This is a genomic window from Aminobacterium sp., from assembly GCF_034926885.1.
Classification (GTDB): domain Bacteria; phylum Synergistota; class Synergistia; order Synergistales; family Aminobacteriaceae; genus Aminobacterium.
The window spans coordinates 104,523-119,180 of record NZ_JAYFQR010000002.1; the positions used below are offsets into that span (position 1 = coordinate 104,523).

Here is a 14,658-nt window from a genome sequence, read left to right on the forward strand (position 1 = left end):
TTTACCTCCTGCGCATCGTCCAAACCTGTACTGCAGCACTCACAATCTGGCTCGATGTGAGCCCGTAATATTCTTGTAATTCTTCTGCCGTTCCACTCTGACCGAATTTATTATCTACAGCCACAAATTTAACTGGTACAGGATAACTGCGACAAACAAGACTTGCAATAGCTTCTCCTAATCCACCATGAAGCAAATGTTCTTCGGCAACAACGCAGCAACCCGTACGATGAATAGATTCAAGAATTTGCTGAGCTGGTAATGGACTGACACTATAACAATCAATAACTTCTGCGCATAAGTCTTGCTGCGCAAGTATTTTTGATGCCTTTAATGCTTCATGAACCATAATACCACACGCACATATGGTCACTTCTGTTCCTTCTTTTAAAACTCTGCCGCCACCAAGCGTAAAATCAGTATCATTATTTTCATAAAGAAGTGGCTGTTCCGGCCGTCCTAAACGCACATAAACAGGCTTGGTACATTCAGCCGCTATTTTGATCAACGTAAGAGCAGAATTGTAATCTGAAGGAACAAGAACTCCCATTCCAGGTAAAGCTCTCATCAATGCTATGTCCTCAAGCATTTGGTGAGTTGCTCCGTCTTCTCCGACAGTTACTCCTCCATGGGTAGCAATAAGTTTTACAGGCAAGCCTGGAATAGCAATGGTTTCACGAATTTCATCATAAGCACGCCCCACAAGGAAAGATGCTAAGGAAGAGACAAAAACACGAAAATTGGCGAGACTTAATCCGGCAGATGTGAGAATCATGTCCTGTTCAGCTATTCCCAGATCAAAATATCGGTCAGGGTGCAAATTACGGAAGGCGACACTTCGAGTTGAAGATCCGACATCCCCATCTATTACAACTATGTCGTCATATAAAGTAGCCAATTCTGTAAGTGCAGCTCCATAGGCATCACGAGTACTCTTTTTCGTCTCATCAGTTGTCATAATAATAATCCCCCTGAATCAAGTTCTCTAAGAGCTTTGTCTACAAGATCACGGGTAAGGACAACAAATGGCTCATGTTGTCGTCCCTCTAAAAAGGAAACGCCTTTTCCGATAATTGTTTTAGCAATAATGGCCAATGGTTTACCAGAGACCCTCAAGGATAGGGCGTTATCCAAACTAGGAAAATCATGCCCATCAGCCATGCAAACTTCCCATCCAAAGGATTGCAGTTTTGCTTCTAATGGTTCAATCGACATAACTTTTTCAACTGAGCCTTCCATTTGCATATCGTTTCGATCAATAATCATTACAACGTTGTCAAGCTTATAGTGGGAAGATGTCATGGCAGATTCCCAGATTGCCCCTTCCTGAAGTTCACCATCTCCAGTAATGCAATAGACTCTACCCTGAAATCCCTTAAGTCGCATCCCAAGGGCAAGGCCGTTAGATATTCCCAACCCCATCCCTAAAGAGCCACTGGAAGCATCTATTCCAGGTGTACGGCTCACCCAAGGATGTCCCTGCAGCATAGCTCCAAGACGCCTATAATTCCATAGTTCATCTCGTGTAAAAAAACCTCTGTTCGCAAGAGCGGAATAAAGGGCCGGGCATCCATGTCCCTTGCTTAAGACAACTCTGTCTCTTTCCTCCCAATTAGGATCTTCTGGACGTATATTAAGGACTTTCCAATAGAGCCAAGCCATGATTTCTACTATCGAAAGAGAAGAGGCAAGATGGCCAGAACGCGCCACTCCAATCATGCGAACAACATCCTTTCGAATTGAAGCAGCAGCCTCTTCGAGAACTTTTACTTCATTCTCAGGAATTCTATTCATGAGAGTTCAACTCCTTCCAGGCTCTTCTTACGGATTCATCACATTTTTTGCGCGCACGTTTTAATTTTTCGCCACAAGGATACGGCCACGGCAAAGGAGGTAAATCGCCTTGTGGGAAAAGAGGGATTTCCCATTCTTGCGCGAATGCTTCCACTTTGGGATCGTATGGAACGGCAACGAGAGGACATCCTGAGAGCAGTGAAATCATACAAAAATGCAGCCGCATACCCATAGCTAATCCACCTAACTGCCAAACGTCTTCAATATCACGTAAATTTCGAACAAGCCGAACTTCCTGACAGGGCAAAAGTTCTGTTGCAGAAAAAGAGCGTAAAAGCTTTTCATCTTCTGGAGCCATGCCTACACCTATGATCGGAAGAGAATGCTCTCTAGCATACTTTGCCGCTGCCTTGGCCGTTTTAACAGCCAAATCCCCTTCCCATGGTCGAATATTAACAAGCAACACTTTAGGCTTATCATAATTCTCGCGAATAGGGAGTCCCATAACAAGATCAAAAACAAGATCGCCTTCAAGTTTCCATTTATGAAGCAAATTTAGCGATCTCTGGTCACGAACCGTTCTGATTTCACAAAGAGATAAGCCATTACGAGCTAAAATTTCCCCTGTTCGGGAACGAAAGGGACCAATTGATTGGGCTAATGCTGCAGAACGACATCCGGCTATTTTCGCCATACGAAGTAGCCCCCAATAGTATAAACATGAACGGAGGCTTGTCGTGTCTTGAAAAAGCCCACCCCCACCGAAAATCAAGGTTTCCGAACGGGATAAAGTCTGCATAACGTCGCGTAAATTCCATCTATTAACAGCATGAGTTCCAAATGACATTCTGCTTTCTTCAGGAGAATTAGACAATACAACCATTTCACTTTTTGCCACTCCGGATTTTTCAAGTGACGCAATAAGAGACGCTGCTAAAAGTTCATCGCCTAAGTTTTTAAATCCATAATAGCCAGCAATGGCTACCTTAAAGGGGCGATATCGACTCAATCCCAAATCACTCCTCGCCAACGATTCCACAGAGGCCGAAGAACGTAATGAAACACCACAAGGAAGAATACACCAAGCAAAATACCAGACCACCAGCCATTAAATTCTCTCCAGAGAATGAAATACAAAGGCGTATGGAAATGGCAGAAGCTATTAACAAGGGAAGAGAAAGCTAACGTCGATGCCAATCTAAAAATTTCACGGTATCGTCCCCAAAGCTGACTTCTTCTAAAATAAAACCAAAGCAAAAGTGCAGGATACCCTGCGAAAAGCTCTTTATTACGCGGACGAGCAACAAGAATTCTCTCAAGAGTATCGCGAACGGCAACTTCCCATCCTGGCACAAATTGAGCATTACCACTTCGTAATAGAACAATAGCAGCAGCAGCAAGCAGTCCTCCAATAAGAGCGAGTTCTCCCCAAAGAGGAGGTCTTGCAAGAACCTGACCTAGAGATTCTGGATGCACCCGCCGTCGCAAGTCATGAATAAGCACAATTATCAAGGGTAAAAAGAGTGTTAATTTCACTCCGGAAAAGGTTCTAAGCCGCAACATATAAATGGGATAACTAAATAGAGCTGCTATGGCAAGCCCACCAATGAGGGCGACAAGGAAACTGAAGATCAGCCCCCGTAAAGGCTTTCTCCACTGCTCCAACGCCATAAGGCACGCTTCAGAAGCAAGAAGGCCAGCAGTAAAAGCTGCAACAATACGGGCTATAAATAAAACTTTCCAGACACCTATAGCAAGAAAAACGCTAATAACTATAAAGGCAATCGTCTGAGAAAGATTTACTGATGTCAAATTAAGAAGTTCAAAACGATCAGCTAGTAGAGCAATGGTCAAAAGGAAAATGAAAGAACATGCCACTGCCCCGAAGAAAGACATTTTCCATTCTGAAAGAGGTTCAGGCCATTGAAGAGTGATCCCCTGATCTGATAAACCTTGTGATAAGCGCTGAATCTCTTTTTCGAAGACTAAAAGAGGGTCTTCTGCCGCTTCAATCACAGAAGGACGCATAAGCAATAAGCGCACGCTTCGCTCTTTTGCCGCTCGAAGCATTCGCTCATAAAGTGTGTGTCGAGATATATTACGACTTATGATCTCTTCGGTTGTAACACTATGAAGTGAAAGCAAATTCGGGTACATCAACCAATTTAACTGAGGTGCTCCGAATTGTCTTGAAAATTCAACCATCGCTACAGGAATTCCCGCCTCTTTTAAAACATGAGATAGAGGTTTTAAGTTGGGATATCCAGCTGCAAAAAGTCCGGAAGGAGAGATAACACGTATAACAGAAGAGAAATCGTCAAGCAACGCTTCAAGTAACGTCATCTCGCTTTGTGTATCGGAAGGAGTAACTGGAGCAACTCGGTACATTACCGGCGTTCCCGTAGATAATGCAAAGAGAAGTCCTGAAAAATCAGGCAAAACCCCTGTCTCTAATAGTTCATCCAAGGTATGAGGAAGCACATAAACTACTCCCTCTTCTTTTACATATCTATGGCTATTCGGGAAACGAGTCTGCAAGGCTGTATCATACCATTCCGATTCCATAAGGTTTGAAGGAATCCACAATGCAGCAGAACCGTAAGGCTCATTAATTCCTTTTCCTAGATCATCTGGAAGATCCGCTACTGTGCCATAATAAATGGGAAGCAACCCTGAAGAAAGGTCTTTACCAATAGTTTCAGAGACAATAAGGCCTGAAACCCCCGCTTGGCGGAGTCTGTCAAAAACAATATCTGCCTTCTCGTTACTCTTCTTTGCCAAAGAAAGTACATCTCTATACTCAATGATAATAGCAGTATTCCTATGCTCTTTTTCCGCATTCCAGCGAGGAACAAGGGCCAAGCCAGCACTGATTAGTGTTAGCGTTAAGATAAACAGAGTAAAATACCCTTTCTTAAATTTCATTAACTCCTCATCCTCCATTGATCAGCCAGGGAAATTCCGGCTTTTTCAAAAAGACAACTTAAAGAATATAACGGTAAACCTACAACATTAAAATAACAACCACGAATAGACTCAACAAGAAGAGAACCAAGACCTTGTATAGCATATGATCCTGCTTTATCAAGTCCCTCTCCGCTTTCAACGTAAGCAAAGAGAGCTTCTTCATTTAAGTACCGAAAGGTTACTTCAGTACAGTCAAAATCTGAGAAAACATTATCGCCAAAGCAAAGAGCAACTCCCGAATAAACGTAATGTGTTCTTCCGTTGAGTAATTTCAACATCTCTATCGATTCTTTCTTATTTTCTGGCTTGCCTAATACCTTCTTTTCTATAACAACGCTGGTATCTGAACCAATAACATAGGCATCTGGAAAATTTACGGCAACGGCCCTAGCCTTTTCTATAGCCAAACGTTTAACCATATCGGGAGGAGCCTCTCCAGCCAATAATTCTTCATCAATATTTGAAACAATAACATCAAAAGACCACCCTAAAGATTCTAAAAGTTCTTTTCGTCTAGGGCTTCCCGAAGCCAAAATAATCTTTTTATTTACCGTGCAAGCCACAATCCTACAATGCCTCCGATCAGTGTTCCCAAATTTACATGAAGATAAAATTTCAAGCCAAAATCAACTACGAGCAAATTAAAATCCTGGAAGTTGAACCCTACAGACACAATGTTGCGAAAATACGGAGCCGTAGGGACAAAACGCTGCAAATAAAAACCGATAAGGGTTCCAATAACAATAGCAACGACAAGCATCCACCAACGAACAGAAAAAGTTTTTCCCACGGCCACCTCTATCTACCTCCAAAAATGAAATGTTATACTCACACCAGCAGGAATTAAACAGTATAGTGCAAATATCCGCCAGCGTCCCAATGTCACCATCCTCCGCAACCAAACAAGGGCCATATAACCAGTTATAAAGGCCGCAACTACCCCACCATACCAAAAATCAGGCAACGTATTTGCAGGGGAAAATCCACTCTCCGATACATCAAGAAGCTGTAAAATAGTCGCTCCTAAAATTGCTGGTAAAGAGAGAAGAAAAGAAAAACGAAAAGCTTCTTCAGGAGACAATCCTCGTTTTAGTCCAGTAACAATAGTTGATCCGGAACGGGAAATCCCGGGAATGACGGCAAATCCTTGCGCAATTCCTATAATAAGACCAGAACGTAGTGATAATTCCGATGAAGAACGTGGCAACCTCGAAGCATAAAAGAGGAGAAAAGAAGTCATAAGCAAAGACACTCCAATAAGAAGAGGTTCGCCCATCCATCGCTCCACAACAGGCTTTAGTGGGAAGCCGATGAAAGCAGTAGCTATCGTTCCCACGATTACAGCCCAACCGAACCGCCACCCTTGAGTCTGTCGACCAGCATCAGAGAGAAAACCGCTTATCCATTCACATGCGAGAGAAAATATATCCCTCCAAAAGAAACACAATGTAGCTATCATCGTACTAAAGTGAAGTAACAGATCAAATGTAAGGTTGTTATCTGTTATTCCCCAAATATTTTGCAATAGAGCAAGATGACCGGAACTACTTACAGGAAGAAATTCAGTCAATCCCTGCACAACGCCTAAAACAAGCGGTTCAATGCTCATTATGAAGTGTCTCCTCTACTATGGTTATGATTGGAAGAATCATCGGTCGAGAATGTTCGTAACGACGACGAATAGTTTCGCGGACCCGGCTTTTCACTCGTAATGCGATTGTATCTTGATCTATAACTTTATTCTTTTTAGCAAAATGCTCAAAAACTTTCTTAACAGATGAAAGTAAATCTTTATGCAAACTAGATGCATCTTCCATGTGAAGGAATCCCCTGCTCTCAATGCAAGGCTCAGATAGAAGATTATAATTCACATCTGCAACAACGGAAACGACAATCAGACCATCTTCTGCTAATTCCCGACGCTCTTTCATAATGCTACCTTCCAATTCCCCCATAGCCACACCGTCGACCATGATTCGACCAACTGTCACATGATCACGGACTTGAGCTTTGTGCTCAGAGACAGTAAGTACATCTCCGTTCTGCATAACAAAGGTATGCTTTGACGGAATTCCCATTTCCTCTGCAAGTTGAGCATGACGAACGAGATGACGATATTCTCCATGAATAGGAATAAAATACTTCGGCTTTACAAGATTGATCATTAACCTCAATTCATCGCGTGCAGCGTGCCCAGAGACGTGAATTTCTTTGTCTCCTTCATAAATAACTTCGCATCCACAGGCGAAAAGACGATTTATGGTGCTACTTACAAGTTTTTCATTGCCTGGAATAGGTGTGGCAAATATGGCAACTACATCTTTTGCCCCCAACTGTATCTGTTTATGTTCTCCCTTACTCATCAAGACAAGGCCAGAAAAAGGCTCACCCTGACTTCCAGTAGTCATAACAACAACTTGATTAGGAGCATACTGATAGACATCAGATGCGGGAATTATCAGCTTATCATCAATGGATAGATAACCTAGCTCCCTTGCCAAATCGACGTAATTGATCATACTTCGGCCTATAAAAGCTATTTTTCTATTAAATCTACTCGCTACATCAGCTACCTGCTGAACTCGATGAAGGTTGCTTGCAAATGCAGCTATAATAATGCGCTTATTTCGATGTAATCGAAAAACCTTATCGAGAGTTCCTCCTATTAAAAATTCTGAAGATGTAAAACCTTTTTTTTCGGCATTCGTCGAATCTGAAAGCATAAGAAGAACACCTTTTTCACCTGCATCGGCAAACGCAGCATAGTCGGTAAGACGTCCGTCTATTGGAGTGGGATCTAATTTAAAATCTCCTGTATGCACAATAGTCCCTAGGGGAGTTTGTATTACCAGTCCGACGCCATCGGGAATAGAGTGACAAACTGAAACAAATTGCACGGTAAAGGCGCCAAGAGTAACTTGGGCTCCAGTCTCTACCTCTACAAATTTTTCTGCATATCCCGAAGCTGTTTCTCTCAATTTATGCCTAACCATACCGAGAGTCAGCCGAGTTCCATAAACAGGAACGTCAAGACGAGGTAAAATAAAGGGCAGTGCGCCAATGTGATCTTCATGCCCATGAGTAATAATAATACCTTTTATATTTTCGCGATGTTCTTCTAGGTACGATGTATCAGGGATGACGAAGTCTATGCCAAGCATTTCCTCATCTGGAAACATCAATCCTGCATCGACAACGATAATGTCATCTTTATATTGAAATACGTACATATTTTTCCCAATTTCGCCGAGTCCCCCAAGGGCAAAAACCTTAAGATTGTTACTTTTTCTTTGCCGTCTAGGGCGACGTCGAGTTTTTTTATTGTCTGGCATTCATGCACCTCCTAAAATAACATTGCCAGAATAGCACTTTTTTGATAACATACTACGTTACCGTAGATTTTTCCCTCTGAAGGAGGTTGAACTTTTTGAGTCGAAGTGATTTTGATTCTGCACCTGTAATGACACGAAGCGGTTACGATAAGCTTACTGCCGAGCTCATTGATTTGAGAAGTAACGGACGGGCCGAAATATCGCGCCAACTTGAAGAAGCCAGATCCTTTGGTGACTTAAGTGAAAACGCAGAATACTCTGCCGCAAAAGATGAACAATCTAAGTTGGAAGCCCGAATCTCATGGTTGGAATATCAGCTAAGTAAAGCTAAAGTCATAGATGCTTCCGACGTAGACACCAGCCGCGTTACCCTCGGTACAACAGTTACGATAGAAGATACTACCCATCAGAAAGTTTTTACGTACACACTTGTCGGATCAGAAGAAGCAGACCCCAAAACAAACCGCATTTCATCTTCAAGTCCAGTAGGAAAAGCCCTTTTTGGCAAAACAGTCGGAGAAGAAATTCTAGTCAAGGTTCCTAGAGGAATCAGAAGCTTACGTATTGTAAGTATTGCAGTAATGTAATGTGCTTCATCGATGCGTCTGCCGTTTAACGGCAGACGCCTTTTTTATCAAAGGATAAGCTGACGATTTTCGACAAAAACGTAGAAAAATCGTAACCTGCAGCTGCTGCAGCCTTAGGGACCAAACTTGTTCCCGTCATTCCCGGTGCCGTATTGACTTCAAGAACCCAAGGTGTACCGTCTTCTTCAACTCTGAAGTCTATTCGCGCGTATCCATCACAACTCATGGTTTCAAAGGTTCTGCAAGCCATTGTGGCAATTGTCGTATTGACTGTCGGCATAAAAGGAGCAGGTACAATATATCTCGTCATCCCCGGAGTGTACTTCGAGTCATAATCATAAAAGCCTTTTTCCGGGCAAATCATCACAGATGGTAACGCTTCAAGAGAGCCGTTATTATTCCATACTGTCACAGCAACATCTACACCCTCTATGTATTTTTCAAGAATACATCTCGTATCATATTTCCACGCTTCGCAAAGAGCTTGAGAAAGACTCTGCCCTTCTGAAACAATTGTGACTCCTAAAGTACTACCACCATTGCAAGGTTTGACTACAATGGTACCGTGTTTTTGCACAAAGGAGTTAGCTTTTTCCAGCGAATAATCGGAATCTTTTAAAACAAGCACACCTTCAGGAGTTGATATCCCAAAAAGATTCAAAAGTCCTTTACTTGCAGCCTTATCCATTGATAAGCAACAAGCCAACGGTCCCGAACCTGTATAAGGAAGTTTCATGGTTTCTAAGACTGATTGAACGCGCCCGTCTTCACCCCAACTGCCGTGAAGGGCTATAAAAACACTGTCAAACTTCGAACTTTTCAAATCCATTAATTGCTCTATGCTTTTCACATCAAAAGGTTCGACCTTATAGGCAGCATCCCGCAAAGCCTGAATCACAGCTTGACCACTTTTAAGAGAAACCTGACGTTCCGGTCCGTCTCCTCCATATAAAACAGCAATATTCAAAGCTTTTTTCACAGCTATATCCTCATTTCGTTGAAAGATGTAATGTAGTATATCCACTGCCTAAAAAGGGAATGGGCTCGATAATTTTTTATCTCCAAAGGCCAAAGGTTTGTCGGGGAACGCATTAATAACAAGCTTCATACTTATCCAATCGTCGTTCTCGCGACTTAAATCATCTCGGTAGACAAGCTGCCATTTCAAGCAATCGCTTGTATCGTAAGACAAAATATATGCCCGTTCAAACCAGTCTGAAGTGCGTATATTGTAGGCACCGCGAACAGCCAGAGACACATCTTTCCCCACGGGGAAAGCAAACTGCTGGTAGAGTTCTTCCAAATTGCCATATCTATCCCATAGCATGGGCGAATGCCCCGAAACCCAACGTCGGCGATACGCAGTTCTTGCATCAAGAGGTCCCACTTTATATCCCGCGCCTGCCGATAGCCACAAAATTTTCTGTTCATCATCTCCGCCATCATATCGATAATGCCAATAACTGGAACTCCAGAATGGACGAATAGGCGCAGGATCGGCAACACCAGATACCATCAGCCCCAAACCCAAACGATCTGTCGTATAGGTAGTTTTAGCTCGTCGTTCTTCATATTTCCCAGCAGTACCGGCAATACGCCATTTCGTGTTCATCCAAGACATAAGAGGCCAATAGGGACTATAAAAATGGAATTCAGGTTCTCGGTATAAAAGATTCTTATAAATCTCTCCGCCGCCCTTTTCTATGTTCAAACTTTCTCTCTGAGACCACCATAACTTGGCTGTCCATCCATTCCAGCTTCCTTTTACTCCCCATAAAGGACGATATGCCTGCTGATCTGTCGTTTCCTCCCAAGAATACTCCACATTAGCAAAGAGAGAAACTCCAGATAGCCCTAAATTCTGCAAACTCTGAGAGAGAGCAAGAGTCCATTCCATATTTTTTTTAGTCCAAGCTGTAAGACCTATTCGAGCTTCTCCATCATCCCAAACTATAGGCCCACTATACCCAAATCCCACACCTTTATCAGAATCATGAACAATAGCTGGCATCAATTCTGAGTCAAGGAAAGATTTCTTTTTATTTAAACGAACAACGTAATCAAAAGGATATGTAAAAAGGTATGACCCACCTATATATACTTTGGGTTTTTTTGCGACAATACTTTTCCCTGGGATAATGGTTAATTTATTCGTGACCACTCTGTAATGAGGATTCTCCTGAGGACACGTCGTTAAAGAAGTTTCGCTCCATTTCCCTATGGTAACCTTCTCTTTAAAACGTGCTGCGGTCTTCTTGCTGATCCAGCCTTTTTTAGCAGCACTCTCTGCAGGAGCAAAATCAAGTTTTTTCCCCTTTATATAAAGCTGCCCTATTCCTGCTGGTGCTTGTCCGCTTGCGCCATCAAGAACGCCTTCTTCCGTAGGAAGGTGATATAAAAGTCGTTCCCCATAAAGCTTGTTTCCGCCAGAAAGAATAGTAACGTTTTTTTTAGGCAATGCCGTAGCGTACGCTTCCTGAGATTCTACATCAAAGTGAATATAATCGGCATAAATCCGAATGGTACCGTATCGAAGGTTTGCGCTTCCTTCTGCTGTAGCAATAGTCCCCTTTTCATTGTATGTAACAAGATCTGCTTCCAGAAAGACCTCAGAAGGCTGAGAAGCCCAACTAGGTGTATGGCTAGATACTATTATGGTTAACATGCATACCAGAGCGGTGAAACAGTTACGGCCTATTCTTTCCACGTCAGACTAGCCCCTTTCTCGACATAAAATGTACCATCTTCAGTAACACGGGCATATGACCCTGTTAAAGTACCACGGGTATGTTCCGCCCATATCCCCTTAGGAAAAATCCACTCTGCACTTGTACTCTTCCATAAGACCTCTGGAGCATTCCACGTCACAGTAAAATCTTTCCCTGTCGTAGTACCACTTGGTTTATACAATATGCCATCAGATGTTTTTTCATCAAAATTTCCAGAAGGAGCCGTTACGTTCCATTTGTTACCATCAGCCGTGTTTCCCTGCATCGTCAAAGATTCTGCAGAAATATTACCTGATTTCCGAACAGTTCTTTCGGCATGAATATGCCATACCCCCCCAGATATCTCTTTCTCCATAGAAAGGCTTTCCACAACTACAGTTGGCCCCTCTTTAACGACTTTTTTTATAGAATTAGGATCAAGATGAAGATCCTTCCAGGCAGACCATAGATAGAAGGCAATACTGCCACATATAATCAAAATGAATACTAAAAATCTCTTTTTACCACTGAACTCGCCAACCATCTTTTTCTCCTACCATTGAAATTGTCATTTTTCGTAAAGTCCGAACAAAAAGCAACTTTTGAACAGAAGTTATACGTGCCTGTTCTCCATTCCATTCGACACTGTACCCACCACTAAGAGGCACGCGCATATTTTTACTCTCTACGTCTTTTTTAAAAGATCCAATATTCCACATTTTTTTTGCATCAGTTGATAATAAATCATACATCTCTTCAACATTGCCCTTTTGCCAATGTGCCAAAAATTCTTCAAGTACCTTCTCTTTATCCGCACCTAATTCACTGCTCTTCTCTAATGCAGATTCCTTCAAACTCTTAGTATCGACACTTGAAGTATCAATTTTCTCCTCTTCTTCTTTTGTTAATGGTTCATATCCTGAAAGATCTATTTTTACCGGAGGAACAACAGGGACAAAAGGCTCCTCAATTTTTTCAATTTCAGCCTTTACAACCTTTTCAGTTTTTTGCTCTTCTTTTTCTTTCTTTTCTTCTTTTGATCCTTCCTTTAGAGGTGGAAGTTCAATAACAACCCGCTCTTTCTTCTTACTCTGTTCTGCAACAGCAACAGTTTCAGTATTTCTATCATTCTCTTTCGCAGCTGCAAATTCAAATATAGACTCGTCAGAAATGCCCATTCCTTTCATTGCTATTGAAAAAACCGGTACGTTTTGACGAGGGAAAAAAACAAGTCCCTGCACAACCCCGTTTATCGGTTCATCAAATTTTAGTTCATAGGAAAGGGGCTGAATTCGCGTTCCATCTGGCAAAAGCATGGAAATTGCTTCTGAGAAGGGATGAAGCAAAAGAGGTTTAACGCCAAAAGAATAGATAGTTACAAGAAAAGATTCCGTTTCTTCAATATGAAGCTGATCAACGAAAGCTTTCTTATAGGCTTCCTTTTCTTGGGAAGACATAGCAACCCGGGTCGATTCCGCATCGACCCAGGGCTCTATTAATTCTTCAGGATAATGTACCAACCAGACGAGGCAATCTCGCCCCCAATGAAAGGAAGTCCATTTTTCTAAAATATCTGTCGCTCGCGCCAACGCTTCCATGCCCCACAATGGCGAGGCAACAAAAGTCCCTAAGATGAGGATCAGAATAAGCACAACATGTCTCTGTTTCATAGGGCTGTCGCGAGCCTCCTTTATTACAGTTTAAAGTCAATTATGGCAGAAACTCCCACACCTTGAACTCGCCTAAACTGTTTTATTGGATTTTCCGAGTCAACTGGTATCAAAATCTTGACACGCAGACGATCTCTGAACGTAACTTCAAGCTGCGCTACTGCCTTTGTTTTTTCTATAGCTTCACCACGTGGCCCTGCAACCTGAGCAGCACCTATACGCGTTCCGGAACCTAAAGAAACAATAGGAACAACTTTCGTATGCCCCTCAACCTTGGCACCTTTATTAAAGGTAATTTTGTTAATAAAATCATTAAGAGGGCCCGCTATCTGAGAGACCAAAAAACCGCCGCCTACAACACCAATAAGGTCTCCAAGATTTACTGCATAGGCTACGCCTGACAAAGATAAAACTAAAACGAGAACTACAGCTGCTATTTTTTTCTTAACGAATTTCATAAAATTCTTCACTCCTTCACTACTCAAAAACACTCTTACACACGGGTTAATCTATAGGAGTTAATGTGTTATCTGTTTCGTTACTTGTAGCTTCTGTCGTGTTAGGCTCATCGACAGGAGCTACACCACCAGATTCAGGTTCGCCAGATATTTCATTTGAACGAACCATCCCCTGCAATCCTGCCGGCACTGGATACGCTGAGATACGAACAGCCTGTGCTGTTTCTATGAAAAGTTCAGTTCCTGCCGGTATCTCTTTCGCATCTCCCCTCACCAAAAAGCCACCAGCCAGACCTACCGGGCCGAAAAGGATAGCCCCAATAAAGCTTGTACCAGCAGCTGCAATTTGAGAAGACTCAGCCTTTGAAGCTTTTTTAGCTTGTTCTCCTATAGTTACCGGAATAACTTCAGGCCCCAAAGGCAACAATTGGTCAACTCCTACATTAACTTCTGCGGGACGACCAAAACTACGCGGTTTCGTCACACTATCGATATGAGCCACAACTCGACAACCAGCGGGTGCCAAAAGAGTATTTCCTGAAACTAAATCTTCCGAAAGTTCAAGATCCACACTATCACCCTTTTTAGCGGTTGAAGGGGAAAGAGTATTTTTAAATTTCACCTTAAAGACCTGCCCTGCCGGAATCTCCGAATCTTGCCACTGAACCGCATCTGAAAGAATTAGTCCTAATATACGTTCTAATCTCATGGCTATAGGTTTGTCAGGTTTTGCTGTCCCCTCAAGGACCGTTTCCAGCGCATCAACACGTCGGTTAACAGGGTTATACGCATCTACCCGTTGATTAATCGCCCATTCAGCAACTCCTAATTTAAAAAGCATGGAAGGTTGCCCAGATGTTCCCTTTTCCAAAAAGTCTAGAATAGCCGTCTGTCGTTCAGCAATACTTCCAGGAAGTTCCCGGCCAAAAAGATCTTTCTCAATATTACTTAGCCGCTCTATTAAACCACCAGTCTTAATTCTACCGTATAGTATATCCTCTACATGGTTCAATGTTTGAAAAGTCGACGTTCCTTCGTCACTCTGAGCAAACAAAGCAGTATTTGAAACACCTAAACACAGGGCTGTTAAAATCATTACTGTCACGAACAATTTCAGCATTTTCTTCATTCTATGGGTCCCT

15 protein-coding genes are annotated in these 14,658 nt (G+C 42.4%); 1 reads left to right on the forward strand and 14 read right to left on the reverse strand.

Annotated features, from left to right (window positions below; all coding sequences use genetic code 11):
- Position 1 precedes the first annotated feature (1 nt).
- From VB083_RS01030 to VB083_RS01065, 8 genes are read right to left on the reverse strand one after another with little or no spacing between them, the layout of a single operon-like run.
- Positions 2 to 958 carry a transketolase family protein gene (locus VB083_RS01030; RefSeq protein WP_213691888.1) on the reverse strand — a complete coding sequence of 319 codons (957 nt, stop codon included), beginning with the start codon at positions 956 to 958 and terminating at the stop codon, positions 2 to 4.
- Positions 955 to 1,794: a transketolase gene (locus VB083_RS01035; protein ID WP_323401606.1), complete on the reverse strand. Its 840-nt coding sequence runs from the start codon at positions 1,792 to 1,794 to the stop codon at positions 955 to 957. Before VB083_RS01035 ends, VB083_RS01030 begins: the two co-directional genes overlap by 4 nt.
- The gene (gene csaB / locus VB083_RS01040) at positions 1,787 to 2,803 is read right to left on the reverse strand and encodes a polysaccharide pyruvyl transferase CsaB (RefSeq protein ID WP_307879838.1); all 1,017 of its coding nucleotides are present in this window, start codon (positions 2,801 to 2,803) and stop codon (positions 1,787 to 1,789) included. Before csaB ends, VB083_RS01035 begins: the two co-directional genes overlap by 8 nt.
- Positions 2,800 to 4,719 (reverse strand): DUF5693 family protein, encoded by a 1,920-nt coding sequence (locus tag VB083_RS01045; RefSeq protein ID WP_213695396.1) that lies wholly within the window; start codon positions 4,717 to 4,719, stop codon positions 2,800 to 2,802. The genes csaB and VB083_RS01045 overlap by 4 nt, the downstream gene beginning before the upstream one ends.
- Positions 4,719 to 5,324: a Maf family protein gene (locus VB083_RS01050; RefSeq protein WP_213699642.1), complete on the reverse strand. Its 606-nt coding sequence runs from the start codon at positions 5,322 to 5,324 to the stop codon at positions 4,719 to 4,721. The genes VB083_RS01045 and VB083_RS01050 overlap by 1 nt, the downstream gene beginning before the upstream one ends.
- Complete coding sequence (locus tag VB083_RS01055; protein ID WP_213691956.1) at positions 5,309 to 5,557, reverse strand: hypothetical protein; 249 nt, start codon at positions 5,555 to 5,557, stop codon at positions 5,309 to 5,311. The genes VB083_RS01050 and VB083_RS01055 overlap by 16 nt, the downstream gene beginning before the upstream one ends.
- 6 nt (positions 5,558 to 5,563) lie before the next feature.
- Positions 5,564 to 6,370, reverse strand: coding sequence for an undecaprenyl-diphosphate phosphatase (locus tag VB083_RS01060; protein WP_213699643.1), 807 nt, complete (start codon positions 6,368 to 6,370; stop codon positions 5,564 to 5,566).
- Positions 6,360 to 8,093 carry a ribonuclease J gene (locus VB083_RS01065; protein ID WP_213695399.1) on the reverse strand — a complete coding sequence of 578 codons (1,734 nt, stop codon included), beginning with the start codon at positions 8,091 to 8,093 and terminating at the stop codon, positions 6,360 to 6,362. The genes VB083_RS01060 and VB083_RS01065 overlap by 11 nt, the downstream gene beginning before the upstream one ends.
- Positions 8,094 to 8,188: 95 nt before the next feature.
- Between VB083_RS01065 and greA the strand changes: the two genes are divergently transcribed.
- Positions 8,189 to 8,680, forward strand: a complete 492-nt coding sequence (gene greA, locus VB083_RS01070; RefSeq protein ID WP_307879835.1) for a transcription elongation factor GreA — start codon at positions 8,189 to 8,191, stop codon at positions 8,678 to 8,680.
- Between the two features lie 25 nt (positions 8,681 to 8,705).
- On the opposite strand, the gene VB083_RS01075 is transcribed toward greA, so the two are convergent.
- Genes VB083_RS01075 through VB083_RS01100 form a run of 6 tightly spaced genes read right to left on the reverse strand, consistent with a single transcriptional unit; the run spans position 8,706 to position 14,645 of the window.
- A complete protein-coding gene (locus VB083_RS01075) occupies positions 8,706 to 9,659 on the reverse strand; it encodes a D-alanine--D-alanine ligase (RefSeq protein WP_213701277.1) in 954 nt (317 codons plus the stop codon).
- A gap of 48 nt (positions 9,660 to 9,707) precedes the next feature.
- Positions 9,708 to 11,387 carry a hypothetical protein gene (locus tag VB083_RS01080; RefSeq protein ID WP_323401607.1) on the reverse strand — a complete coding sequence of 560 codons (1,680 nt, stop codon included), beginning with the start codon at positions 11,385 to 11,387 and terminating at the stop codon, positions 9,708 to 9,710.
- Complete coding sequence (locus tag VB083_RS01085; RefSeq protein WP_213695402.1) at positions 11,375 to 11,932, reverse strand: hypothetical protein; 558 nt, start codon at positions 11,930 to 11,932, stop codon at positions 11,375 to 11,377. The genes VB083_RS01080 and VB083_RS01085 overlap by 13 nt, the downstream gene beginning before the upstream one ends.
- Complete coding sequence (locus VB083_RS01090; protein ID WP_323401608.1) at positions 11,910 to 13,058, reverse strand: hypothetical protein; 1,149 nt, start codon at positions 13,056 to 13,058, stop codon at positions 11,910 to 11,912. The genes VB083_RS01085 and VB083_RS01090 overlap by 23 nt, the downstream gene beginning before the upstream one ends.
- 23 nt (positions 13,059 to 13,081) lie before the next feature.
- Entirely contained in the window at positions 13,082 to 13,516 is a 435-nt protein-coding gene (locus tag VB083_RS01095; protein WP_213691963.1) for a hypothetical protein, read from the reverse strand.
- Positions 13,517 to 13,562: 46 nt separating this feature from the next.
- Positions 13,563 to 14,645: a hypothetical protein gene (locus VB083_RS01100; protein WP_213695404.1), complete on the reverse strand. Its 1,083-nt coding sequence runs from the start codon at positions 14,643 to 14,645 to the stop codon at positions 13,563 to 13,565.
- Between the last annotated feature and the right edge of the window lie 13 nt (positions 14,646 to 14,658).

Excerpts from the sequence above, each read along its gene's own strand:
- VB083_RS01030 (WP_213691888.1), bottom strand. The coding sequence starts at position 958 with ATGACAACTGATGAGACGAAAAAGAGTACTCGTGATGCCTATGGAGCT.
- VB083_RS01035 (WP_323401606.1), bottom strand. The coding sequence starts at position 1,794 with ATGAATAGAATTCCTGAGAATGAAGTAAAAGTTCTCGAAGAGGCTGCT.
- VB083_RS01045 (WP_213695396.1), bottom strand. The coding sequence starts at position 4,719 with ATGAAATTTAAGAAAGGGTATTTTACTCTGTTTATCTTAACGCTAACA.
- VB083_RS01060 (WP_213699643.1), bottom strand. The coding sequence starts at position 6,370 with ATGAGCATTGAACCGCTTGTTTTAGGCGTTGTGCAGGGATTGACTGAA.
- VB083_RS01065 (WP_213695399.1), bottom strand. The coding sequence starts at position 8,093 with ATGCCAGACAATAAAAAAACTCGACGTCGCCCTAGACGGCAAAGAAAA.
- VB083_RS01085 (WP_213695402.1), bottom strand. The coding sequence starts at position 11,932 with ATGGTTGGCGAGTTCAGTGGTAAAAAGAGATTTTTAGTATTCATTTTG.
- VB083_RS01090 (WP_323401608.1), bottom strand. The coding sequence starts at position 13,058 with ATGAAACAGAGACATGTTGTGCTTATTCTGATCCTCATCTTAGGGACT.
- VB083_RS01095 (WP_213691963.1), bottom strand. The coding sequence starts at position 13,516 with ATGAAATTCGTTAAGAAAAAAATAGCAGCTGTAGTTCTCGTTTTAGTT.
- VB083_RS01100 (WP_213695404.1), bottom strand. The coding sequence starts at position 14,645 with ATGAAGAAAATGCTGAAATTGTTCGTGACAGTAATGATTTTAACAGCC.